This window comes from Streptococcus marimammalium DSM 18627 (assembly GCF_000380045.1).
Lineage (GTDB): Bacteria > Bacillota > Bacilli > Lactobacillales > Streptococcaceae > Streptococcus > Streptococcus marimammalium.
The window spans coordinates 11,737-36,539 of sequence record NZ_KB904362.1 but is presented as its reverse complement, the minus strand read 5'-3'; the positions used below and the strand labels follow the sequence as shown (position 1 = coordinate 36,539).

Below are 24,803 nucleotides of genomic sequence, written 5' to 3'. Positions count from 1 at the left end.
TTTAAGTGGACTAACTGCCTCACCTTTAGCATCTACTAGTGAGATATCAAAGAGGTCATAATCTTGATCTTTAAGGACATTTGGTGTATTTGGATCTTGGGTTTCTTTGTGTCCAACACTGATATCAGAAATATCTGTTCTCTCACCAGCTTCTAGTTGAATCATAATGCCTGACACTTCATCTTTTAGTTCACGTTTTTGGCTTGAAAGAGAGAGTTCTGGTAGATCATTTACCACACCACTACCATTACTAAACTCGACAGATGGTTTATCTTCAGCTGTTGGAGCAGTGTTTGGTACTTTAGTTTCAGGATTTTCCTCTTTTATTTGGCCTTCTTCTAATGAATGCGTTAAAGCATTAGTTAATGCAATTTCTGCAACAACTTCTTTATTATTAGGATCAGTTGGGTTGACTGCTACTAAACGCTTATAATTGAATGTTTCTGTTTTTTCTTCTTCAAGGTTTAGATTATTTAAGTAAACAACAAAAGATTCTAATATATCACTAGTCATGATGTTATTTTCAACAGCAAGATTAGCAATTGTAACAGTTTTGTCAATAAGGCTTCTAAACGAATCAAATCGAGCGTCTGCTATACGTTCTTTTGCGACAACTAATGGTTGGATATCTAAAGCAGCTTCATCAACCAAAGGACGTAAAAATTGTAATTCAGCTGCAGATAAGAATTTATTTCCACCATCTCCATGTGAAGCAGTTCCAGTCAAGACAATCTTCTTAGCATTTATTATTTTACCAAAATCAATAACTTTAGCTCTAGAATCTGACGCCCAGTTACTTGCAGTAAAGATCTCTTCTTGACCATCAGCATTAGTAACCACCAATGTTAAATCACGAATAATCCCATTTTGTCCAGAACCACGAGGAACATATCTAAATCCTCTAATTTCTTTTGGTGTTTTAAGAATCATTGTTGCTGGTTGACCAACATGACCACCACTCCAAGGAGTATGCCATAATGTTGAAAGATTACCATCGAGAGCTTTATCAAGTTCCTCACCTGGTTGACTTGGCGCTTCTAAGGATTCAAAGTCAGACGCAACTAAAGTAATTTGTTTTAAAGTTAAATTTTGTTTAGCCACTTCAACATTATTAATCAGATGATAAGCATCATCTACACTAATGGCATCATCAGCAGCAAGTAATGGGAAGAGACTTTCTTTAACACGATTTAATGACTCTTGGGTATATAAAGTTTGTGATAAAATTGGAAGACTATTTTTAAGATGTTCCTCAACTAAAATCTTACCAGTTACGATTATTTCTTCAATTTGAAGCCTATCCATGATAAAGTCATTGTATCCTCTAAAGTTAGCATTTCCTCCTGAATCACCCTTGGTATCACTTGGATTAGCAGTTGAATAGATACCAATCCATGTTTGACCAGATTCATCACCAGTAACAAGATAACTAATTCTCTTAGCATTTTCAGAATTTTCCCAACTGTTTGGAAGATCGTGCAAAGTAACGTTACTCATGTCTCTAGACCAACGACCATTGGCTAATCTTGCTGGCTCACCTTTACCAATAGCAAAAGCATAAGTGTTATTTGAACCTGCTTCATAATCAAAGGTAACACGATAAGTTTTACCTGCTTCAAAGCGGAAATTTTGAGGCACTGTTTGATAAAGAAGAGCTTGTCTTGTCACAAGACCATTAGTCTTAAGAGACCAATCTCCCTCAATAACATCAGATACTTTTTTCCCATTCCATCCACGTTGTGTGTAAGGCTCATGTTTTTCAGATAAGTGAGTACGATTATCCTCGACATTTTCAACATCACCAATAACAAACGGGAAGATCCCCTGCCCTACATTTTCAAAATCTTGTTTGAAAATGCCTATAGCAGTATCATGGGCATCACCGTACATAGAGGATTCATTTTCAAAGATCCTAATTTCATCAAAGTAACTAGCTTCAGTACCTGCATCACGACTAAGTGTTAAAGTAACCTTAGAGGCATCACTTCCTGTAGTAAAGAAAACATACATGTTTTGGAAGTAGCTTGTATTATTAATAGTTGCATTTTGACTATTAGTATTGTGGGCATAAGCTTTAACATAGTTTTTAGCAATTGATTTATTGGTAAAATTGGTAATTTCTTTTTCACCAGTATTAACAGTAATACTTGCTTTGGCATCACTTCTGTTATCAATCCCGACATAAACCGCATATTTAGTATTTGGTTTTAGATCAGTTAAAGTTTGTGTTAAGCTAATTTTTTCTTCATTGTTCTCAATACGCAGCATATCATTAGCACCTTGAGATTTAACAATTTGAGCTTTTGTTTCATCACCTTCAATAGTCCAATGAGTAAGACTACCACTATTAAAGCCTTGGTCATAAATGTGCATACCATCACTCCAAGACATTTCTTTATTGGTTTGAGGTGTACGATATAAAACATATGGTTGCGTTGACTCTAAATCAAGTGTAATGGTACCATTGACAACAGCAATTTCTTGTTCTTCAACTTTACCAAGATCAGTTAATTTGTAGAGGTAAACTTTATCACCTGACCAAGTATTAGGTAAGGTCCATGTTGTTGCACCAGTCTCTGTATTAAAGTAATACATTTTCTCCTGATCTGTAGAAAGGTCATTACCGTTAGCATCCCAGTTCCAAGGTGCTAAGTAAGCAGAACCATCTTGAATGATACGGCCATTTAATGTCACTTTACGTTGACGATAAAGTGGACTGGTAACGTCGTTAGATTTACGTTCTAAAACAAGAAGATTACCTTTGTCATCTTTTAATTTAATTTCCATTTCAGGTGTCCAACTGTAAGTTTGTCCGTTGTCAGACATTGTTACAGGTGTACCATTCTTCCAGCTAATCACTTTAAAGTGTTGGATGTATTTTGTCATCACATCATGCTCAAAGAGATTTGTGACATAACCATTATAGTCACTACGTCCTTGCCAACCTTCAAAGTCTTTCATACTGTAGCCGCCAAGTAATGGGTAATTAGCTGCCCCACCATAACTTGGATAATCACCAACCCATGAATCTTTTTGATGATTACGGATAAAACGAACAATATTGCTGTTAATACCCTTATTGGTATAACCACCATAAGTTAAATCAGCAGCCCAATGTTGGAAGGTTGAGTCATATTCACCTCCATGACCCCATTCAATCGCAAAACGCCAACCTTGTCTGATAATTTCCTCAGCAAGGACTCTAGTTGCCCAAGCACCATTATCTCCAGATTGTCCATTGCCCCATACATCAACATAAATAAAATCTAGTCCTTCACCCAATTCAGCTTTCAAGTCTTCCCAACGTTTCAAACGTCCATGAGCCAAATCATAAGCCGCATCAATGTTGATTCCTTGATCAATCCAGTTCCAACCATAACTATAGCTACCATCGGAATTCTTTCTAAGAATATTTTCATTGAAATATTTAGATTCTGGATAAGTTTCTGAAGCATTAACATGAATACCAAGTTTAGCACCATATTCTTGTGCTTTTGCTATAAGAGTCTTAAAGTCTTTAGTACCACCAATACGTTTTCCAATATCGGCATAGTTTAGGTGACCTGAATCATGTCCTTCGCTACCATAACCCTTAAGAAGGATACCTTGACCTAAACCGTCAGTATGAAGAGCAATTTTCTTAATTCCATCTAAAGTCATTAAGAAAGGATTTTGAGCTTGCGAACCAAAGTTCATTGCAATACGATAAGCAGTAATATCTTTAACTTTTTCCCATCCTTTAGGATTATTCATAATGTTACGATATTCAATTGCGCTATCTTGCCAATCTACAATGCCATCTTCGTTAGCATCCTCGGTAATAACAACTTTGGCACTTGGTAGCATTAAAGTATATTCAGGATAAACTAGACCGTTATATGCTTTTTGGTAATCCCATGGTGAACTCTTAATCCCAACGAAATTAGCACCTCCTACTGTTTGTTTTTCAGCAGTAAGACGAGTAAAGTCCCCTTGACCACCACCATAACTGTATTGAGAATTACTCCAAACTCCAGCAGCTAATTTATCACTTGAAACAAAGCCATACATATATCCTTGTCTGTTAAGATTATTCATTGGATTTGTAACATTTAAGTGAACATCACCAACAACATGAGTATTGTTTGACATGAATGATCCATCAAACTTAGCTCCTGCTTCTTGGCTAGAAACTGAGACTAGAGTATTACCAAGAAAATCAATAGAAGATAATAATTTTCTAGAATCATCAATTTGTTGACCAGGTACTACTTCATAATGATTTGTAATGTTAGTCACATCAAAATGAAGTTGATTATCAACAACTTTCAAACGAACAGTCATATCAGCATTGATAAAATGTTCCTCACTACGAAGTTTTAAAGTATATTCTACAGTACTATTATCAATTTTTTGATAAGTTACAGTGGGTGTGAGGGTATGGCCATTAACTGCAATTTGATTAATTGATTGTACTTGACCTGTCAATTTATGACCATTAAGTGTGTACTCTTTTACTCTAGGAAAAGCAGTGTCAATAAGTGCATCTAGTCGACCAGAACTAATAGTTTCATAAACAACATTTTGATCATTAGCTTCACTGCCAGCATCTGGTGAATCAGGAGTATCTTGATTAACACCAGATTGATTATCAGATTTAATTAAAACTTTTGTTAATTGTGTATCATAAGTTCCTGCTTTAAGTAAAATTTTCTTGCTGTCTAATCCATCCATTACAGATTTTTGTAAGGTAAGTGTGTCAAATAATTTTTCACCATTATTTGTTGCATTTAATTGTCCGTCTGATTTTAAAGTAACAACTAAATCATTAATACTATCATGTACAGGAGCAGCTATACGATTTTTAAGATAATCTCCCTGACCACCAACTTTATATTCCCAGAACCAACCTTGTGCATCATATCCAACAAATATATGATTATTTTCATCTTTATGTTTAAGGTAGACACCAAAACGTCCCTCATTAGTTTGTGATTTTTCTTTAAAATTAATTGAAACAGAAGCATTGCCAGAATCGTCAACATTTAATCCATTTTTTTCAAATAAGGCCACATTTGCAACATTGTTATTTCTAGTTGTTGAAGCAAGCTCATTATATCGAACTCCTGCTTCTTCAACAACCTTTACAGTTCCTTGGTTTGCAGCTGTATCAACTGTTTTCCATTCTGCATCAACTTCTTCTTGTTCTTTTGGAGGTGTTGTATTTGATGATTCGCTATCATCTATCTCCTCTTGAGTAGCAGCTCTAACACCAATTAATACTTTGGTCAATTCATTGTTATATGAACCAGCTTTTAAGAAAATACGTTTCTCATCTTTCAAATTTTCTCTAACAGGGTCTGGAAGTGTTAAAGCAGAAAAAAGTTCTTGTTTGGATGCTGTTTCAGCATTTATCAATTCAGCTTTTAAAACACCTTCAGAAGTAAGATTAACTTTAAGTTGATGATAACTATTCTTTTGAGGAGCTGCTACTCTTTGACCTTGATACCATAGACTATTTTCTGGGCTCTTGTATTCCCAGAACCAACCCTCTTTATCATAACCAACAAAAATGTTATTATTGACATCTTTGTGCTTTAAAAAGACACCAAAACGTCCTTCGTTTGGCTTAGACTCCTCTTTGAAAAGAAGAATGACTTGAGCTGATCCATCTTCTGCTACTAAAAGACCTTCTTGTTCAAAAAGTGCTACCCTATCAGCATTATTATTTGCTGTTGTTGATGATAGGCGATTGAAAAGAACACCTTGTTCAACAACTTTTTCAACAGTTCCTTTATTAGCTGTTGTTTCAACTGTTTTCCATTCCTTATTTTCATTAGTTGCATCAGTTTCTTCTTCTGCTACAACTGCTTGATTGTCAGCCTCATTTGTTTCGGCCATAATTTTTTCTTCTTCACTAGCTACTGGAATTTCTTCTTCAGGTAAATCAGCAATACTAGCTTCTACTTCTGATATTGGTAAAACTTCATCAGGAGTAACTTCTATAGGTCCAACTTCTTCAGTATTTGTAGCTAAAGCAGAAGTTTCAGCATTATCTTCAACAGTATTAGCAGAAACATTTGAAATACCTAAAAAAGAAAGCCCAATCATAACAGAAAATGCACCCAAAGAAAACTTACGAATTCCATATTTACACTTTTTTTCAAACATGTGTTTTTTCATTAAATCCTCCTATATTAAATAACAAAAAGTAAGCGATTACATTTAAAAAATAAAAATAAACATTGTCAAACGAAATGTTAACTATTTATTGATACTTTCCCCCTTAATACAATTTAATATATTAACAGTTTATAGTATAACAATTTCACATGAAATAATCAACCTATTAAAAGAATAAAATCTTGGAATTCTTATCTCATAAACTACCTTATTCATTAAAAAAACCCTACAAAAAGTAAAGGGTTTTTTATTAATTAAGCAATACTCTAATAAGTCTAAAAACAGTTATAAATAAGTTAGGATTTTATCCCAAGATAACTTAAAACCTGTTCGATCAACAGAAGAAAAGACAATAAAATCATCTGAATCATCAAAATTCAAAGATTTTTTTATGATTGATTCATGTTTGTTCCATTTGCCACGTGCCACTTTATCAGCTTTTGTCGCAACAATAATTACTGGAATTTCATAATATTTCAAAAACTCATACATTTGAATATCATCAACTGACGGCTCATGTCTAAAATCTACTAAACTGATGACAACTTTTAAATTATCTCTTGTTACAAGATATTCTTCAATCATCTTACCCCATTTGACACGTTGAGATTTTGAAACTTTAGCATAACCATATCCAGGAACATCAACAAAACGCAATTGATTATCAATATTAAAAAAATTTAATAATTGGGTTTTTCCAGGTTTACTTGATGTTCTCGCAAGATTTTTTCGACCTAAAAGTGTATTAATAAAACTAGATTTTCCAACATTAGAGCGTCCAGCCAGTGCCACCTCTGGTAGATTGTCTTTTGGATAGTGTTCTTTAGAAGCTGCACTTAGTAAAATAGAAGCATTATGAGTATTTATTTCTAACATTATTTTCTCCCTAAGAAGCTGTTTCTAAAATCGGTTCTTCAAGTCCTTCTACAGCACCTTTAGTAATGCGTATGGTTGAGATATCTTCTTGACTTGGAATTTCAAACATGATATCAAGCATAACTTCTTCAATAATTGATCTTAATCCACGAGCACCAGTCTTTCTTTGAATTGCCTTTCGAGCAATTTCTTCTAAAGCTTCTTTTTCAAATTCAAGAGATACTCCATCATAAGATAATAACGTTTGATACTGTTTTACCAAAGCATTCTTTGGTTCTGTTAAAATTAAAACTAAGTCTTCAACAGTTAATCGCTCAAGTGCAGCTGTTACTGGAAGACGACCAATTAATTCAGGAATTAGGCCGAATTTTTGAATGTCTTCTGAGACAATTTCTTGCATATATGATGAAGAAGCATCAATTTTCTTGTTATTTTGACCAAATCCAATAATTTTTTCCCCAAGTCTTTGTTTGACAATCTCTTCTATTCCATCAAAAGCACCACCAACAATAAATAAAATATTTTTGGTGTCAATTTGAATCATTTCTTGTTGAGGATGTTTACGACCACCTTGTGGTGGAACATTAGCAACTGTCCCTTCAATAATTTTCAAAAGTGCTTGTTGGACACCTTCTCCCGAAACATCTCTTGTTATCGAAATATTTTCACTTTTTTTAGCAATCTTATCAATTTCATCAACATAGATAATTCCACGTTCAGCACGTTCAACATTATAATCAGCAGCTTGAATAAGTTTTAATAAGATATTTTCAACATCCTCACCAACATAACCTGCCTCAGTTAAAGCAGTTGCATCAGCAATCGCAAATGGAACATTAAGACTCTTAGCTAACGTTTGTGCTAAAAATGTTTTACCGGATCCTGTTGGGCCAATCATTAAAATATTAGATTTTTGTAATTCAACTTCCTCTATATCTTGTGTTTGTGCAAAACTAATTCGTTTATAATGATTATAAACTGCTACTGCTAAAGCTCTTTTTGCTCTTTCTTGACCAATCACATATTGATTTAGAATTTCTAATAGATCTTTAGGTTTAGGAATATCTGAAAGATCTGCCAAAACCTCCTCAGCAATTTCTTCTCGAATAATTTCTTGCGATAATGCAACACATTCATTACAGATAAAAACACCATTACCTGCTATTATTTTTTTTACCTGCTCTTGATTCTTTCCACAAAAAGAACAATATACTTTGATATCACCTGTTGTTTTTTCAGCCATGTTTTCCTCAATCTTAAATTCTTTATTTTTTAAAATAATTTCCCATTAAAAGCTTGTATGGTTGCTACTAGATTTGATAAGGCATTTAACAAAAATAAAATTAATAATCCATAACGCTTCTTTTTATAAACAATCCCTGCACAAATAAGACAGATAACTAATAAGGAGGCTGTAAAGACTCCAAATATACTATTTAACATCTAGTCATTACTCTCCTTTTTGGGCATTTTTTCAAAATGATCAACTATAAAACTATAATTATTTTTATCATCTTTAGAATAAGATTTAGTTGATGTATGATGAAAATGAGAAAAATCCAGTTTTGGAAAATAAGCATCTCCTTCAAATTTTCCATGAATTGTTGTTCTTATCAATCGATGATAAAGACCATCGAATGCTTTATAGATGGTTTCACCACCAACAATATATAAATCATTATCTTGTTTTTCAAACCACTCTAAAACGTCAGAGATGCTTGATAAAATCATAACCCCTTCAGCTTTATAGGTATCATCTCGACTTAAAATAATGGTTTTTCTTCCTGGAAGTACACGCTTATTCATCCCTTCAAAAGTCACACGTCCCATCAAAATGGTATGTCCTAAAGTAACTTCTTTGAAATGATTTAATTCTTTTGGTAAATACCATGGTAGTTTACCGTTTTTACCAATTAAATGATTTTCATCTTCTGCCCAAATAGCAATTATTTTTTTTGTCATTTGATGGACACCTTTTCATATTAGTAACTATCATTCTAACAAATTTTTCTAAAAATTGCATAGAAAAAAACGACTAGCCTCAAATAGCTAAGTCGAATCTTAATTGTGGTTGTGTTGGATGATAATCAACTAATTCAAAATCTTCTGGTTTGATGTCAAAGAAATTGGTTTTATCAGGGACATTTAATACCAAACGAGGTTTTATGTCAGAGCTTTCTCTATTTAGTAATTCCTTAGCTTGTTCAAATTGATTATCATAGATGTGAAGATTGTTTACAAAATAGAAAAATTTTCCTACTTGCCAACCAAAATGTTTGGCAATCATCATTTGCAGTGCAACATATTGCATGGCATTAATGTGATGAGCAACGAGCATATCATTACTTCTTTGTGTTAGGGTAGCATCTAAATAGATAGTTTTTCCCACACGTCTCACATCAAACATGGTTTGAAAGGCACAAGGCAATAAGCCACCCGACTGATCAAAAGCTTCATAGTCCCATAATGATAAAACATTTCTTCGATTCCAAGGATTATCGGCTAATTGTTTTAGTATTTTATTGATTAAATCATGTTTTTTAACAATGGCACCATAGCGCTCACCAATGGTACCTGTATTATCAACTTCCCAATCATTCCAATATTTAACCCCGTATTTTTCATTTAAAACTTCTAAATCATTGGTTTGATCTTGATAGATCCAAAAAACTTCTTTGATAGCTGACTTTATTGGAATAGGACGAAGAGTTGTAATTGGAAATTCTCCTTTTGAGAGATCATATTCAGCAAAACTGCCAGTAATATATTTAGAGTTAGCTGTTTTCCCGTCCTTGTATTTTGGACGAGCTTTTTCACTCCACACACCTTCATCAAGTATTTTTGTTATGTTTTTCTTAAAAATAGTATCTGCTTTAATCATAATATTATCCTAAACGACGAGTTGTAAATTTTTCTTGACGTGATTTAATAATTCCGTAAAGAGTTGAGGCAAAGCCAATAACAGAAAAGAAATAAATCATACCTAAATTCACCCAATAAGAAGGATCATCAATAGATCCTTTAGCTAAAACGGTAGAAAAAACTTCAAAAAAACTTAAATCATAATACTTAGCAATTGTTAAGGATAGGTCAGCTTGATTAGCAACATAAATCATGAGCAGCATGATAATAACACTAATAGCAATCCCCTTTTTACTAAGTCGTTTCCCAAGCAATTCATATCCTGAAATGGTACTAACACCCATAATGACACCAGAAATAATAGAAACATATCCTAATTGACCAATGATAACGATAGCAATAACACCAATTAAAGAACCTAGCAAAGCACCAACAACTCCTGCAATGACATTTTCGGTTTTTTGTGCTTCTTTTTGAAGATCAATATTAAGTTCTGTGGTCATCTTTGCATAACTCTCTGGAGTTAAGAAATTAATTGCACCACTAACAAGATAAATTTCGTTGCGCCCAATCTCACCAGTCATTTCATCAACGTCTTCATACTGCTTTTCCTTAAAAAAAGAAACTGCCTCTTCAAGGGCTTGCTGAGCATTTTCAGCTGTTTTAGCTTTAGTTAACCCCGTTTTAATATCCAAAACAACCTTATAATTTATTGATTTAAAACGTTTAATAACTTTTGAACTTGCTTTTAATTCTTTGTAGTCATCATCAGCTACAGGTTGTTGATCTTTTCCAAGAGAAAATAATAATTGATATATCTTATTATCACCTGTTGGAATTATGGCAAAATGAAATCCATCTTTAACACCATATAAAGTGTTAGTTTCCTTATCTAACTGAAAACCTATTGCATCTTTAATATTTTCTATAACTGACATAAGTTCTCCTATTTTCTATAACAGACATTTTAATATTTTTCATAGCTATTTTATCAGAAAAAAAGTAAATGGACAACAAACAATCTTATTCATTAAAAAGATTTGATACTTCAATATTTCTTATCATCAATTTATAACAAAATATGATAAAATGGTTTTATGATTATTCCTAAGTCTAAAAACGAGGAGATGACTTTTAATGATAAGCATTGGAATTGATAAGATTGGGTTTGCTACCAGTCATTATATGCTAGAAATGAAAGAACTTGCAGTTGCTAGAAATGAAGACCCTGCAAAATTTAAAGAGGGACTTTTATTAGACGCACTTAGTATCTCACCTATTACAGAAGATATTGTAACACTAGCAAGCTCAGCTGCTAGTGAAATTTTAACAGAAGATGATAAAAAGGCTATTGATATGATTATTTTAGCAACTGAATCTAGTATTGATCAAAGTAAGGCTGCTAGTGTTTATGTTCATAGTTTATTAAATATCCAACCTTTTGTCAGAAGTATTGAAATGAAAGAAGCATGCTATAGTGCCACTGCTGCTCTTGATTACGCTAGACTTCACATTGAAAACCAGCCAAATTCAAAAGTGCTAGTCTTAGCTAGTGATATAGCTAAATATGGTATTAATTCTTCTGGAGAACCTACACAAGGAGCTGGGAGTATTGCTTTATTAATTAGTAAAGACCCTCATGTTTTGGTGCTACATAATAAAAACGTTTCCTATACTCGAGATGTCATGGATTTTTGGCGACCAAATTATCGTAACATTCCCTTTGTTGATGGAATGTATTCCACCAAACAATATCTTGATACTCTTAAAATTACTTGGCAAGAATATCAAAAACGTTTTAATACAGATTTATCTGAATATGCAGCATTTTGTTTCCACCTACCATTTCCTAAATTAGCACTTAAGGGATTGAACAAACTTTTTAACAAAGAAACTAGTAATGAAGTTAAAAAACGTTTAACTGAAAATTTTTTCCATTCTGCTACTTATAGCAAAGTTGTTGGAAATATCTACACTGGATCACTTTATCTAGGATTATTATCACTGTTAGAAAATAGTCCAACACTAAAAGCAAAAGACAAGATTATTTTCTTTAGTTATGGTAGTGGGGCTGTGACTGAAATTTTTAGTGGTCATCTTGTTGAAGGCTATAAAAATTATTTACAGACAAATCGCATGACACAACTACAAGCAAGAACCACACTAAGTGTTAAAGAATATGAAGAGATGTTTTTTGAAGAACCAAAATTTGATAATGAAGGTAATGCTAGCTTTAAGACTTATAAAACTGGGCCATTTGCACTTTCAAGTATTCAAAATCATCAAAGACAATATGTAAAAGTAGAAGAAAATGACAAAAATTAACTGGGCTGGATTTGCCAAAAAAAATCCAAAGGAACGTCTTTCTCAAATCAAACCATTACTTTCAAAAGAGAGTTATTATATTTTAGAAAATAAAATTTTACTAAAACAAGATATTGCTTCACAAATAGTTGAAAACACACTAGGAACATTTGCTCTTCCTTTTTCGGTTGTCCCTGAAATAGAAGTTAATCATCAGAATTATACCGTTCCTTTTGTAACAGAAGAACCTTCGGTTGTTGCAGCTTGTTCTTTTGCTAGTAAAATTATTAAGCGTTCAGGTGGATTTAAAGCTACTGTCCATAATCGTCAAATGATTGGACAAATTGCCTTATACGATATTAAACAAATTGACCAAGCAATTAATGCTATCAAAAAACAAAAAAAACAATTATTAGCAATTGCAAATAGTGCTCACCCTTCCATCGTTAAAAGAGGTGGTGGAGCAATTGATATTAAAACAAACCTTATTGAAGATGAATCACCTCTATTAGTGGTGCAAGTTTTGATTGATACTAAAGAAGCCATGGGGGCAAATATTGTCAATACCATGACTGAAGCCTTAAAACCTTATTTAGAAATATTGACTAATGGCAAGAGTTTAATGGCCATTCTTTCAAATTACGCAACTGAGTCACTAGTAACTGCAACATGTGCTATAAATTATCGTTTTTTAAATCGAGATAAAATAAAAGCAAAAGAATTTTCTGAAAGAATAGTTCTTGCGAGTAACTTTGCTAAGAAAGATCCTTATCGTGCCAGTACGCATAATAAAGGAATTTTTAATGGTATTGATGCCGTTTGTATCGCTACTGGCAATGATTGGCGAGCTATTGAAGCTGGTGCCCATGCGTATGCTTCTAAAAATGGACGCTATGAGGGGTTAACCACATGGCGATTAGATGAGGCTAATGAAAAATTATTGGGAGAAATCACACTACCACTTCCACTGGCAACTAAGGGAGGCTCAATTGGTTTAAACCCAAGTGTGTTAGTTGCATTTGATATATTAGGTAATCCCGATGCTAAAATACTAGCGAGCATTGTAGCTTCTGTTGGTTTGGCACAAAATTTTGCAGCTTTAAGAGCTTTGGTTACAGAAGGAATCCAAGAAGGTCATATGAAACTTCACGCTAGATCTCTTGCACTTCTTGCCGGTTGTCTTCCTAATGAAGTGCCTTTTATTGTAGATTTGTTATTAAAGGAAAAACACAAGAATCTTTCTACTGCTGAAAAAATTCTTGAAAATTATCGCAACAATACTTTAGAATAAAAATTAAGAGGTTAAATAACCCCTTAATTTTTTTTATTTATTTGTTTTAAATCGCCATGAAGGAGATAATCAACAGTTTTTAAGTCTGCGATTGTTCTCTTATTTAAAGCACACATGATAATGCGTAGGTCTTCTTTCCATCCTTCAATAATACTAATAACGTCTTTAATTGAATGTGTTTCCACTAATTCTAAAACAGTTCTTGAAAGACCAACAGCTCTTGCTCCAAGTACCATTGCTTTTACCATATCAAGAGGATGTCTTACACCTCCACTAGCTAAAATTTCAACATCTCCAAAAAGATGCTGACAATTTAACAACGTCTGAACGGTGGTTTGACCCCACTGGTTTAAGTAAGGACGATTACCTCCTCGCTGATTTTCGATATAGGCAAAGTTGGTCCCACCACGACCTGAGATGTCAACGGTTTTAATTCCTAACCGAGTTGCAAAAGCAATTGTTTTGGCATCCATACCAAAACCAACTTCTTTTAAAATAACTGGTACTGGGAAATCATTAGAATACTTACGTAAGTTATCTTTCCAATGCTTAAAGGTTCTTTCTCCTTCTGGCATTAATAATTCTTGCATAACATTAACATGAAGCTGCAAGACTAAAGGTGATAAGTCTTCTACTGCTTTTAAGCCATCTGAATAAGATTTATCAAGGCCGATATTGGTCGCAAATCTTAAATTTGGAAATTCTTTTTTGACGTTAAACGAATCATCCGCATTATTGATTAGAGCTGCACTGTAAGAACCTGTAACAAATAAAATATCGCAAGCCTCCGCTACTTGAGCCAGTTTATAATTGATAATTTTAGCTTTTTCACTACCACCAGTCATAGCATTAATGTAAAAGGGAAAAGGGAAATCGATACCAGCAAAGTGCGTTGACAAATCAATGGCTGCCAAATCATAGTCTGGTAACGACGAATGAATGAGTTCAACATCATCAAAACTATTATGGGGTGACTGATAGTTTAATGCATATTTAATATGCTCATCTTTTCTATTTATCATGTAATCCTCTCATTTCTTCTTGATATAATAGACTAATGTTTTCTTGTTTCCAACGTTTAATGATTTCTAACCTTGACCTATCATCAAAAACAAGGGCTACTCCACAATCACCACCTCCTGCTCCACTACTCTTAGCAACAGCATCTAATTGATAAGTGGCATTTTTCAATGCTTTTAGCTGTGAACTATAAATACTTGGATGTAGGTTTTCTAATAATTGACCCAGTGTAGATAAACTTTTTATTGTTTTTTCTTTATGACCTGTTTTTAAGGCTATATATAAGTCATCAACTTCTTTTTTTGAAGAATCTAAAAATATTTTATCTATTGAAGCTTTTACTTTTTCAATCATTTGAAAAGAAATGGAGGGTTGTTTTGTCCAACCAACTAAAAAAGTGAAAGATAAGCTATTGTTAACAGGTTTTATTAAAAAACCCCAATCTTTTTCTAATAATTCTTGCAAAGTCATCTCAAAAAGCCAATTTTTCACGCGCTGCCTATCAAAAGAGCGATAATAAATTAACGCTTCATAGACAACACAGGCAACATCTCCCATCGAGCCATTGTCCCCCCTTTTTAAAAGGGTATACACTGCCAATTTGAACAACTCTTCCTTTGTTAAATTAATCTGATAAAATAATGATAAAGCTTTTAGGATTAAGACAGTGACACTACCACTTGAGCCAATTCCAATTTTTTTGCCATCCTTCTCCATTTTCCCAGTTACCTGTATAGAAAAAGGCGTTAAAGTTTTGTTTTTAAGTTTGAGATAAGAAGCCATTGTTTTAACACTTTCTTGAATAAGGGCATAATTATCATCATCATTTAAATCAACATAATAATCAAACATATCTGATGACAGTCGAAAATCATTTGATGGATAGACTTGAGCTGTCATATAGATAGGAATATCTTTGATAATAGCCACTTGATTTGGAGTTAAAATAGCATATTCACCAGCAAGATAAATCTTTCCACAAGTTGTAGTTTTAATTATTTTTTCAGACATCCTATAATTCCTTAGTTTTAGACACTAGAATTCGGTAACGAGATGCTAATTTTTCAGCAAGTCTTTCAAGATCTTTTTCCAAACAAAGTACCTTAACATTTGGACCTGCATCCATTGTAAAATAACAACGTTCACCTTCTAATCTTAATTTCTTGATATCAGCCATCGCTTCATAAGTTTTATCAGATAAATAAGTGAATGAAGGGTTAGAGGCAGATGTTGTTTCATGCATCATTAAAGCATTTTTCTCTGTTAATTGACCAACTTTTTCAAAATTATTAGCTTTTAGATAGGCAAGCATGTTTTTGTAATCTTTTTCAGATTGCTTGACCCATTTTGAAAAATTTGTAGCTGTTTCAACAGATCTTTTCATTCCTTCTCTACTTGAAATAGTCTTTTTTTGATCATTTAAAACTAAGATAATCATGGCCATTTTTAAATTAGTTTCAACTCGAAAAATTTCACCAGTGTCTTTATCCCAGGCGGCAACAGGACCAAAAAAACTTCTTGAAGAGGAACCAGAAGCAAATTTTGCAATTTGTGCTAATTTTTCTTGTTTTAAATCAGTATTAAAAAAAGAATTAGCTGCTTTCACTAGAGCTGATAATCCACTAGAACTTGAAGATAAGCCAGCTGCAGTTGGCATACTATTTCTTGTATCAATTTTTACAAATTGGCTTAAATCTTTTCGAAAAAGATTTAAAACTTGACTCATTTTTTGGTGTTCTTCTTCATTTTGTAAAACACCGTTGATATAAAAAAGATCTTCTTTACCATCTTCTAGTAAACTTAGTTGTGTCTCAGTATACAAATTATCTAATGTTAAAGAAATACTACTAGTTGATGGAATCATTTTTTGACTATCTTTTTTCCCCCAATATTTGATAATTGCGATATTAGCATAAGATTTCGCACTTACAGGGCTTCTATCCATGTCTTAATGGCTCCTTCTTTTTCTAGCTGAAAACTTATTTCTTCAGCTTCTTTTTGTGTTTGACAAATGGCTATAATACAGCCTCCCAAGCCTCCTCCGGTCATCTTACTGCCTAAGGCACCATTTTTTATAGCAACATTAACAAGATGATCAGATTCTTTAGCACTCACTCCTAATTGTCTAAGTGTTTTGTGAGCAGCCGTCATGGCTTGACCAATATTATAAACATCCTTAGTTTTTAAAGATTCTTCGATTATATTGGCAAGTTCTCCTAAACGTTTTAAATGTGGAATGGCTTTTTCCTCTAAAGATTCTACTTTTTTTATAGCTTCTCTAGTGTGACCTTGAATACCTGTATCTGCAATGACTAAAAAAGCATTTAGATCAATAGGTAGGTTTAAAAAACCAACATTTCTAATAAATTTAATCGCTTTATCATTTAAGCAGGTTTTAGCATCTAACCCACTAGGATTAACATGAGCAATGATTTCAGCTTGATTAGTTAATAGTTCAAGTGTTGTATCATCAATGGTTTCATTATAATAATCAAAAACAGCACGAATTGCTGCAATACTAACAGCTGCAGAAGAGCCCATTCCTCTTTTTTCTGGAACACTAGAAACTATATTATAAGAGATACGGGGCTTACTTATCTTTAAATAATCCAAAGCTGAAAAAATTGCTGTTGATAAGGTATCATTTTTTTTAAAACGAAAGAGACTTTCTGATGGTGATATTTTGCAAATAACTTCAATATTTTTTAAAGGAAGCGAAATAGCAGGATAACCATAAACTACTGAATGTTCCCCAATTAAAATAATTTTACCATGAGATTTACCAATTCCAATATTTTTTTTCATAATACCCTTGTTAGCCATTAATTTATTCTACCTTATTATTTTAATATAATTCATTAAAAAAAGCGACTATCAAAAATGAAACAATCTTATCAGTTAGGATAAGAATAATATAACAATTTCTCTTTGACTTTATGATAAAATCTATTTATAATAGCAATGATAATGTCAAAGGAGGAATTTAATGAAAACACCACTATATTTTGGTATAGGATGTTTGCTTTTGGGACTATATTTATTTTTCAATCCTTTAGTTAGCATTGCTTCCATCGCCTGGATAGTAGCATTTATTATAACTTTGATGGGATTATTTAATCTTCGTGCCTATCTAACAGTAGAAAAACAATTCCAAAACAATTGGTTACTACTTCAAAGTTTGATGAAAATCATCATTGGAATAATCTTATTAACAAGTTCTGCTTTTTCACTTAGTCAAATCGTTATGAGTTTTATTGGTCTAGCACTCTTAATTATCAGTGTTATTAATTTAAAAATCAATAATCGTTTTAATAAACAATTATTAAATAAAGCTAGTATAACAGATTATTCACTGGTAATATTTTTACTAGGAATTATTTTTCTTTTGAATCCTAGTTTTTCAGCAGGCGTGATTGGTTATTTTCTTTCACTTTTATTAATGGTTATTGGTTCTATCTCACTAATATATTATTATCAGAAACCACATTAATGCATACAAATTTAAATAGTAATAAAAGTAAGTTTTATCATAAGACTTACTTTTTTAAATATTTAAGAATATAGTTTTAACACACCATCATTCATCTCATAGACTCTATCACATTTTCCTATCATTCTTTTATCGTGAGTAACCATGATAATAGCTTTTTTTCTTTCTTTAGCTTCTTTTGCTAGTAAATCAACCACTTCAAATGCCCTAAAACTATCTAAACTGGCTGTTGGTTCATCAGCTAAAATTAACTGAGGATCATTGTATAGGGCTCTTGCAATAGCCACTCTTTGACGTTCTCCACCCGATAAATCCTTGGGAAATTTTTGGGTTAGAGTGCCAATACCCAAATCATTAAATAATTGTTGTTGCTTATTTTTTTGGTTATGTTTATTTATTTTATCTACCAAGTCTAACTGCTTTTCAACTGTTAAAAAAGGAATAAGATTAGAGCTTTGTAAAATAAAGCCAATTTCTGAAAAACGTAGACGAGCACGTTCTTTTTCAGTTAACGTTGTAAAAGAGTGTTGATTAATAATTAAATCTCCCTTAGTTGGAGTTTGTAAACCACCAGCAATAGTTAAAAAAGTACTTTTCCCTGAACCAGATGGTCCAATAATGGCAACAAATTCACCAGCTTCAATTGAAAAATTGGTTGGTTTTAATGCCTGAATTGTTGCCGATCCATCCTTAAATTCTTTACTAACATTTTGAAATTTTAATATTGTCATATCTGTCTCCTAACCTAACATTTTTAAAGGATCTATTTTGACCACTGACCTGACAGAAAATAGTGCACCAAAAATAGCAAAGAAAACCATGGCTAGTGCAATTGCACCATAGAATAACCAATTATTTTCAAAAGGGACAGAACTTGGTAGTATGAGTGAACTTAACCAGGTTCCAAGAAAACCTAAAAAAGTTCCTACAAAACTTAATAAGAAGGTTTGTGCCAAAACTGATTTTGAGATATAAAAGTTTGATAGTCCTTGAATTTTCATTAATCCAAAAATTTGAATTTTTTGGGTAGTTAAAACATAGATAAAAATACTGATTACTATTGATGAGATTATGACTAAAAAACCAATCATAAAAGCAAAAGTTAAATTTTGTGCCTTATAGCCAGGTAAGTTCTCAATAAAATCAGGAATGTTAAGTTTTTCTAAAATATTTGAATCATAGGAATCAATATTATCTTTACTAACAATAGCATTGGTATAAGAAACTCCATCTGGCAGAGTATCACCATAAACTATTTGTTGAAATTTATTAAAATCAAGATAAACAACTGGAGATACACTAAAACGAGAGCCGCTAGTATAACCAACAATAGTTAATGTTTCATCAGTATCTGCCAATTTTATATTATCTCCTATTTGATAATCACCATCCTCAGCTAAAGAATTATCAACGACAACTTCATTAGGAGCATTAAACTCTCGTCCTTCTGAAATAGTAGGGACTAAAAATTCATTAGCTTTTATACCAAAGAGTGATAATTTCACTTTATCATCTTGACTAGGATTTTTTTTGCTCCAGCCTACTGTTGATTTTTGAGCTAAAAGAGCAAGATTATCACCTTCTATATTTTCAATCATTTTTGAATCAAATCTTGAAGCTGCTAAACTTTGATTAGCATCACTAGAAAGTAATATCAATTTTGCCTCCCATTTATCTACTGCAGATTTATTTTCTTGAATTAAGCCATAAGCCAAACCTGATAAGAAAAAGACAAGATAGGAAATTAAAAATAACAAACCTAAAATTAAACTATATCTTAACTTATTTTGCTTCATTTCTTCTACTGCTAAAAACATGACCGCTCCTTACTACTTTATATCTACTACATATAATAACTTATTCCAACAAATAATGCTAATACAATTAGTATCTAAAAGAAAAAAGAGAGATTTTAAATCTCTCTTTTTATATTAGCACACTAAAAAGTAATTAGCGTCCATAATTTCTTTTTTTAATACCATATAAACCTAATGTTGACATTGTCAATCCTAATAGAATTAACGTTATATCATTTGAACTTCCGGTATTAGGTAATGTTTCATACTTCTTAGCATAAGAAACAGGTACTTGCTTAGATGAGCCAGATTTTTTCTTATCCATAGACATCATCATTTGATTATCATGTTGTTGATCTCTTATACTTGGATTACTCATCGGATTTGTAGGATCAGTCATTAGAATAAACTCAATAAAATCTGGGAATCCATCGTTATCAGTGTCTAAGGTTGAATCAATAGAAATGAGACGAGAATTTGGATTGATTACTTGATAGCCTTTAAGATCTACATTTTCAAGATATTCAGCAAAAACAACGTCCATTGAAGGTCCTTCTTCACGAGCGCCTCCAAGCATGTCATAGCCATCTCCGCCGGCAGCTAAGAAGTCGTTGGTTGTGAGGTAATAATCTTTAGTTAAATCAATTGGTTCAACTTTTCCAGTTTCAGGATTCAATAACTCAACATAAAGAATACGAGCTTCTCCTTCAAGGTTGGTATCATAATAAACATTAGCACCAGAAACGTGCAAGAAACCACCACTAGCACTTAAAAGCGGTTGACCATTTTCATCTCTGATTACTTCATCAGTTTCAGAATTTTTTTGAATCATAGACCCCAATGAATGAGCAAACATATCAACAACTTGTTTTCCAGTTACTTTAATTTGAGAAATAAAGTTACCAAAAGGAAGAATGGCAATAATATCACCTTTAGTGATTGGTTGACCTTTTTGAATAGTAGCACGAATCCCACCACCATTCATTACTGCAAGGTTACTTGGACGTGAAAAACCTGTCTTACTATATTCTAAAAGAGAATCAGAAATTAAGTTACCCAGATTAGTTTCACGCACACGAACGTTTTCTCTTTCCCCTTGAAGTTCTACAGGACTAGCATCAACAACAACAACTGCATTGACTTTTTCAAAACGTTCTTTAATTTTGGAAACTGCAGCAGCCACTTCAGGATCAGCCTTGTAGCCTTTACCTTGTTCGGAGTTAATAAATGATACTTTCATATCATCTTTTGTAAGAACAATTTTGCCAACATTGTTTAAGTAGCTACCTGTTTGAGAATAGATAGTATTGTCCCCATAAGTTGCTTCAGCAAGAGTATGAGAATGACCATCAATCATTAAAACACGTTTGTCTTTTAATAACGGATTCTTAGACAATGCTTCAGCCATTGTGCTTCCTTGCCACTCTTTTTTAGTACTTGCATCGATTCCTAGATGTCCTAAAACAATATAGTTTTTATATAAAATACCATCTGCTTTAGCACGTGCTTCTATTTCTGCAATAGCATTTTCAACTTCAGAGATAGGGTCTTTAAAGACAACCTTTTCTACATTTTTAGGATGAGTCTTTGTCCCTGTTTCAGGTGTTGTCACACCAATCACAACAAATTCATCACCTTCAACTGTTTTATCTTTATCAATAATAACAGATGGTTTAAATAATCTAACTCCATCAACATAAGTATTAACACTGAGTAATGGGAATTCAAGCATTTTCTCTAATTTGATGGCTTGTTCAAGAGAAAAATCAAACTCATGATTCCCTACAGCCATAGCATCAAAACCAATTAGGTTCATTAGCTTAGCCATATCTTCACCTTTACTACTATTTGAAATTGGCATCCCTTGGAAGGCATCACCAGCATCTAAAACCAGAGTTTCACCCTGAGATCTAGTCTCATTGACAATCGTAGCTAATTTAGCCATACCAATAACACCTCTACCTTCTTCAATACGACCATGAATATCATTGGTATTGATGATAGTGATTACGTTATCAGTCTCAGGAACTACAAGAATTTCTTCATCAGTCTGATTATTGTTGTTATCTTTATCAGTTACTTTAGGTTGTGATTCTTCACTTATTGGTTCACTGATTATAGTCTTTTCTGGAAGAACTTCTTTTGTCTTAGCTGGTGCTTCTGATGTAACTATTTCAGTATTTTCAGATTTAGGTAAAAGTGTAACAGACAAATCAGAATTGGTGCTTTCTACAGGTTCATCTGCATAAACAGTATTAGTTAAAACAGTAGTTGATATTAATAGAGTTGATAGTGCAGGAATTAGTAAGGTTTTCTTTTTCATAAATTTCTCCAATTATTTTTTTGTTACACTGTCATTATACCTTTTTATGTTAGTCATTACAATTAAACTTTTTTTAATTTCAAATGTCTAAAAGATAAAACTTCTAATTAAAGTAGAGCCTATCCAATTTTTTTTCTGTATATGATTTATTGTTTTGATCATTTAGAAAAACTACCTTTTTTAAATGATTCAAATATAATGCCACACTAATTAAAAAGAGAGGATAAATCCTTTCTTTTATCTAATATCAGCATCCAATTCAATAGCAAGAGCTGTGATAATCTTCTCAATATAATTAGTCACTTCTTCATCAGTTAAGCTATCCGTTTCTTTTTGGAAAGTGAAACTGTATGCCATTGATTTTTTGTTAGCTTCAATGTTAGTACCACTATAGATATCAAATAATTTAATATCTTTAAGATTCTTAACCTTAGCTTTCTTAATAACAGAAATAATGTCATCATGTGTCACATTAATATTAACAAGTACAGCTAAATCTCTTGAAACAGCTGGGTATTTAGTAATCTCTTTAAAGATGATTTGAGATTGCCATAGGTCTTCTACTTTTTGCAAATCAATTTCTGCAACATAAGTTTCTGAAAGATCATAATCTTTAGCCATTTGAGGATGAATTTGCCCAACAAAACCAAGAACAACATCATCTTTCAAGATTAGAGCTGTTCTTCCTGGATGCATATTTTCAATCGTTGTCGCTTGATAACTAACAGAGATATTTAACTGATTAAATAAGGTTTCTAAGATACCTTTGGCATAAAAGAAATCAACCGGTGTTGCTTTGGTTTGGAAATCTTTTTCCGTTACTAAACCAGTCACAGCAAACGCTAATTTGCTGGTTTCATTAGGTAGTGGTGCTGTATGCTCTGTTTTTGGTTCAAAAATTTTACCAATTTCATAAATAGCAATATTCTTAAGATTACGAGCCTTATTATAGGCAACAATATCAAGCATTCCTGCTATCATGTTTTGTCTTAGAGTAGAGCGATCACTCGTCATTGGCCACATCAATTCAGTTAATTCTTTTGGATTTTGAGTAAAGGCAACAGCTTTTTCTGGTGTTGTTAAAGCATAAGAAATCACTTCTGATAGACCTTGTGCTTCAATAATATTTCTTACTTTTCGACGTAATTTTTGAGTTTTTGTTAGTTCACCAACCGTTCCTCCTGTACTTGGTAGAGTTGTTGGCAACTTATCGTAACCATAGATTCGAGCAATTTCTTCAACAAGGTCAGCTTCAATAGAAATATCCCAACGACGTGGCGGTACTGAGACAGAAAAATCATCAGCATTGCCATTAAGACCAAACCCTAATTGAGCCATTATTTTTTCAATATCAGTATAGACAAGTTCCGTTCCAAGACGTGTATTGACATAATCAAGATTGGAAGAGACCACTTTATCCTCTAAGTGTAATTCTCCAGAAGAGATAACACCAGATAAAACAGCACCATCTGCCAATTCTGATAGCATGCTGGCAGCATAATCAAGCGCTTCAAGGACTGTAGCTTGATTGATCCCTTTTTCAAAACGTGATGATGATTCCGATCTAAGGTTTAGACGACTACTTGTTTTTCTAACATGTTGCCCATCAAAAACAGCAGCTTCAAGAACAACTGTCTGAGTATTGTCATCAATCTCAGTTGATTGACCTCCCATAACTCCAGCAAGAGCAACAGGTTTATCGGCAACAGTAATCACCATATCCTCTGACGTTAAGCTTCTTTCTTCTTCATCTAAAGTGATGATTTTCTCGTTTTCTTTGGCAAGTCTTGCAACAATAGCTTTTTCTTCAAACTTATCATAATCAAAAGCGTGCATTGGTTGACCGAAATAAAGTAGAACAAAATTAGTCACATCAACCACATTGTTAATTGGTCTAATGCCTTGATTCATTAAAATATTTTGTAGCCACTGTGGGCTTGGTTTAATCACGACATTTTCAACCACACGCGCAGCATAAAAAGAAATTTCTTGATTGGCAACTTGTACAGATAGTAAATCTGAAACTCTTTTGTCTGTTTCTACAAGTGTTTTTTCTTCAAATTGAACAGGTTTATCATAGATAGCAGCAACTTCGTGTGCTACTCCTCTCATTGATAAAGCATCAGCTCTGTTAGGGGTAATCGCTAATTCGATAATCTCATCATCAAGATCAAGGTATTTAAAAATTGAATCACCCACAAGAGCATCATCAGGAAGACGGTAAATATTATCTTGATAGTCTTTAGGAATAACAGCATCTGGTACACCAATTTCACTCAAGGAACAAAGCATACCATAGGATTCAACTCCTCTAATTTTTCCTTTTTTAATTTTTCGATTACCAACAATTCTTGCACCTGGAATGGCAACAATTGTTTTCATTTCTAAATCAACTACTTTGCCACCACAAACGACCTGAATAGGTTCTTCTTCACCAATATCAACTTGACAGACGGTCAAGTGTGTGTCTGGAATTTTTTCTTTTTCAACAATTTGCCCTACAATTAATTTGGATAGGCCATCATTTAGTTTCGAAACACCTTCCACTTCAATCCCAGTGGTTGACATTTTTTCTGCTAATTCTGAACTTGGTACATCAATAGGAACTAGTTTTTTTAACCATTTATAACTAACTAACATATTTTTCCTTTCATTTACTGTGTATTCATTAATTCAAAT

General features: G+C 32.8%; 18 protein-coding genes. 3 read left to right on the top strand and 15 right to left on the bottom strand.

What is annotated here, in order from left to right:
- From A3I1_RS08060 to A3I1_RS0107385, 7 genes are all read right to left on the bottom strand, one after another.
- A partial coding sequence (locus A3I1_RS08060) for an endo-alpha-N-acetylgalactosaminidase family protein (RefSeq protein ID WP_018370650.1) occupies nt 1-6,162 on the bottom strand: 6,162 nt, incomplete at its 3' end.
- Between the two features lie 285 nt (nt 6,163-6,447).
- Complete coding sequence (gene yihA / locus A3I1_RS0107410; protein WP_018370649.1) at nt 6,448-7,038, bottom strand: ribosome biogenesis GTP-binding protein YihA/YsxC; 591 nt, start codon at nt 7,036-7,038, stop codon at nt 6,448-6,450.
- 10 nt (nt 7,039-7,048) lie between these two features.
- On the bottom strand, nt 7,049-8,281 hold the full coding sequence (clpX, locus tag A3I1_RS0107405; protein WP_018370648.1) for an ATP-dependent Clp protease ATP-binding subunit ClpX: 1,233 nt from the start codon (nt 8,279-8,281) through the stop codon (nt 7,049-7,051).
- A 29-nt stretch (nt 8,282-8,310) separates the two neighbouring features.
- A complete protein-coding gene (locus A3I1_RS08545) occupies nt 8,311-8,481 on the bottom strand; it encodes a hypothetical protein (RefSeq protein WP_018370647.1) in 171 nt (56 codons plus the stop codon).
- Nucleotides 8,482-9,000, bottom strand: a complete 519-nt coding sequence (locus A3I1_RS0107395) for a dihydrofolate reductase (protein ID WP_018370646.1) — start codon at nt 8,998-9,000, stop codon at nt 8,482-8,484. It abuts the gene before it with no gap.
- A gap of 79 nt (nt 9,001-9,079) precedes the next feature.
- Nucleotides 9,080-9,919: a thymidylate synthase gene (locus A3I1_RS0107390; protein WP_018370645.1), complete on the bottom strand. Its 840-nt coding sequence runs from the start codon at nt 9,917-9,919 to the stop codon at nt 9,080-9,082.
- Nucleotides 9,920-9,923: 4 nt separating this feature from the next.
- A complete protein-coding gene (locus tag A3I1_RS0107385; protein ID WP_018370644.1) occupies nt 9,924-10,838 on the bottom strand; it encodes a hypothetical protein in 915 nt (304 codons plus the stop codon).
- 202 nt (nt 10,839-11,040) lie between these two features.
- On the opposite strand from A3I1_RS0107385, the gene A3I1_RS0107380 reads away from it, so the two are divergent.
- Nucleotides 11,041-12,225 (top strand): hydroxymethylglutaryl-CoA synthase, encoded by a 1,185-nt coding sequence (locus tag A3I1_RS0107380; RefSeq protein ID WP_026216817.1) that lies wholly within the window; start codon nt 11,041-11,043, stop codon nt 12,223-12,225.
- Nucleotides 12,212-13,495, top strand: coding sequence for a hydroxymethylglutaryl-CoA reductase, degradative (locus A3I1_RS0107375; RefSeq protein ID WP_018370642.1), 1,284 nt, complete (start codon nt 12,212-12,214; stop codon nt 13,493-13,495). Before A3I1_RS0107380 ends, A3I1_RS0107375 begins: the two co-directional genes overlap by 14 nt.
- Before the next feature lie 23 nt (nt 13,496-13,518).
- Here A3I1_RS0107375 and fni read toward each other — a convergent pair whose 3' ends face one another.
- The 4 genes from fni to mvk are packed head-to-tail and all read right to left on the bottom strand — an operon-like array spanning nt 13,519 to nt 17,323.
- Complete coding sequence (fni, locus tag A3I1_RS0107370; protein ID WP_018370641.1) at nt 13,519-14,517, bottom strand: type 2 isopentenyl-diphosphate Delta-isomerase; 999 nt, start codon at nt 14,515-14,517, stop codon at nt 13,519-13,521.
- A complete protein-coding gene (locus tag A3I1_RS0107365) occupies nt 14,507-15,526 on the bottom strand; it encodes a phosphomevalonate kinase (protein ID WP_018370640.1) in 1,020 nt (339 codons plus the stop codon). Before A3I1_RS0107365 ends, fni begins: the two co-directional genes overlap by 11 nt.
- Before the next feature lies 1 nt (nt 15,527).
- Nucleotides 15,528-16,460: a diphosphomevalonate decarboxylase gene (gene mvaD, locus A3I1_RS0107360; protein WP_018370639.1), complete on the bottom strand. Its 933-nt coding sequence runs from the start codon at nt 16,458-16,460 to the stop codon at nt 15,528-15,530.
- Complete coding sequence (gene mvk, locus A3I1_RS0107355; protein ID WP_026216816.1) at nt 16,442-17,323, bottom strand: mevalonate kinase; 882 nt, start codon at nt 17,321-17,323, stop codon at nt 16,442-16,444. Before mvk ends, mvaD begins: the two co-directional genes overlap by 19 nt.
- A gap of 178 nt (nt 17,324-17,501) precedes the next feature.
- Here mvk and A3I1_RS0107350 point away from each other — a divergent pair, with 178 nt between their 5' ends.
- On the top strand, nt 17,502-18,005 hold the full coding sequence (locus tag A3I1_RS0107350; protein WP_018370637.1) for a DUF308 domain-containing protein: 504 nt from the start codon (nt 17,502-17,504) through the stop codon (nt 18,003-18,005).
- A 62-nt stretch (nt 18,006-18,067) separates the two neighbouring features.
- On the opposite strand, the gene A3I1_RS0107345 is transcribed toward A3I1_RS0107350, so the two are convergent.
- The 4 genes from A3I1_RS0107345 to pheT all read right to left on the bottom strand — a co-directional run bounded on the left by A3I1_RS0107345 (nt 18,068) and on the right by pheT (nt 24,764).
- The gene (locus A3I1_RS0107345) at nt 18,068-18,736 is read right to left on the bottom strand and encodes an ABC transporter ATP-binding protein (RefSeq protein ID WP_018370636.1); all 669 of its coding nucleotides are present in this window, start codon (nt 18,734-18,736) and stop codon (nt 18,068-18,070) included.
- A 9-nt stretch (nt 18,737-18,745) separates the two neighbouring features.
- Entirely contained in the window at nt 18,746-19,822 is a 1,077-nt protein-coding gene (locus A3I1_RS0107340) for an ABC transporter permease (RefSeq protein ID WP_018370635.1), read from the bottom strand.
- A gap of 133 nt (nt 19,823-19,955) precedes the next feature.
- Entirely contained in the window at nt 19,956-22,124 is a 2,169-nt protein-coding gene (nt5e, locus tag A3I1_RS0107335) for a cell surface ecto-5'-nucleotidase Nt5e (protein WP_018370634.1), read from the bottom strand.
- 237 nt (nt 22,125-22,361) lie between these two features.
- Nucleotides 22,362-24,764, bottom strand: coding sequence for a phenylalanine--tRNA ligase subunit beta (gene pheT / locus A3I1_RS0107330; protein ID WP_018370633.1), 2,403 nt, complete (start codon nt 24,762-24,764; stop codon nt 22,362-22,364).
- Nucleotides 24,765-24,803 lie beyond the last annotated feature (39 nt).

Coding starts and splice junctions, on each gene's coding strand:
- clpX (WP_018370648.1), bottom strand. CDS start 8,281: ATGGCTGAAAAAACAACAGGTGATATCAAAGTATATTGTTCTTTTTGT.
- A3I1_RS0107350 (WP_018370637.1), top strand. CDS start 17,502: ATGAAAACACCACTATATTTTGGTATAGGATGTTTGCTTTTGGGACTA.
- pheT (WP_018370633.1), bottom strand. CDS start 24,764: ATGTTAGTTAGTTATAAATGGTTAAAAAAACTAGTTCCTATTGATGTA.
- fni (WP_018370641.1), bottom strand. CDS start 14,517: ATGATAAATAGAAAAGATGAGCATATTAAATATGCATTAAACTATCAG.
- A3I1_RS0107345 (WP_018370636.1), bottom strand. CDS start 18,736: ATGACAATATTAAAATTTCAAAATGTTAGTAAAGAATTTAAGGATGGA.
- A3I1_RS0107375 (WP_018370642.1), top strand. CDS start 12,212: ATGACAAAAATTAACTGGGCTGGATTTGCCAAAAAAAATCCAAAGGAA.
- nt5e (WP_018370634.1), bottom strand. CDS start 22,124: ATGAAAAAGAAAACCTTACTAATTCCTGCACTATCAACTCTATTAATA.
- mvaD (WP_018370639.1), bottom strand. CDS start 16,460: ATGGATAGAAGCCCTGTAAGTGCGAAATCTTATGCTAATATCGCAATT.
- yihA (WP_018370649.1), bottom strand. CDS start 7,038: ATGTTAGAAATAAATACTCATAATGCTTCTATTTTACTAAGTGCAGCT.
- A3I1_RS0107390 (WP_018370645.1), bottom strand. CDS start 9,919: ATGATTAAAGCAGATACTATTTTTAAGAAAAACATAACAAAAATACTT.
- A3I1_RS08545 (WP_018370647.1), bottom strand. CDS start 8,481: ATGTTAAATAGTATATTTGGAGTCTTTACAGCCTCCTTATTAGTTATC.
- A3I1_RS0107395 (WP_018370646.1), bottom strand. CDS start 9,000: ATGACAAAAAAAATAATTGCTATTTGGGCAGAAGATGAAAATCATTTA.
- A3I1_RS0107365 (WP_018370640.1), bottom strand. CDS start 15,526: ATGTCTGAAAAAATAATTAAAACTACAACTTGTGGAAAGATTTATCTT.
- A3I1_RS0107385 (WP_018370644.1), bottom strand. CDS start 10,838: ATGTCAGTTATAGAAAATATTAAAGATGCAATAGGTTTTCAGTTAGAT.
- A3I1_RS0107340 (WP_018370635.1), bottom strand. CDS start 19,822: ATGTTTTTAGCAGTAGAAGAAATGAAGCAAAATAAGTTAAGATATAGT.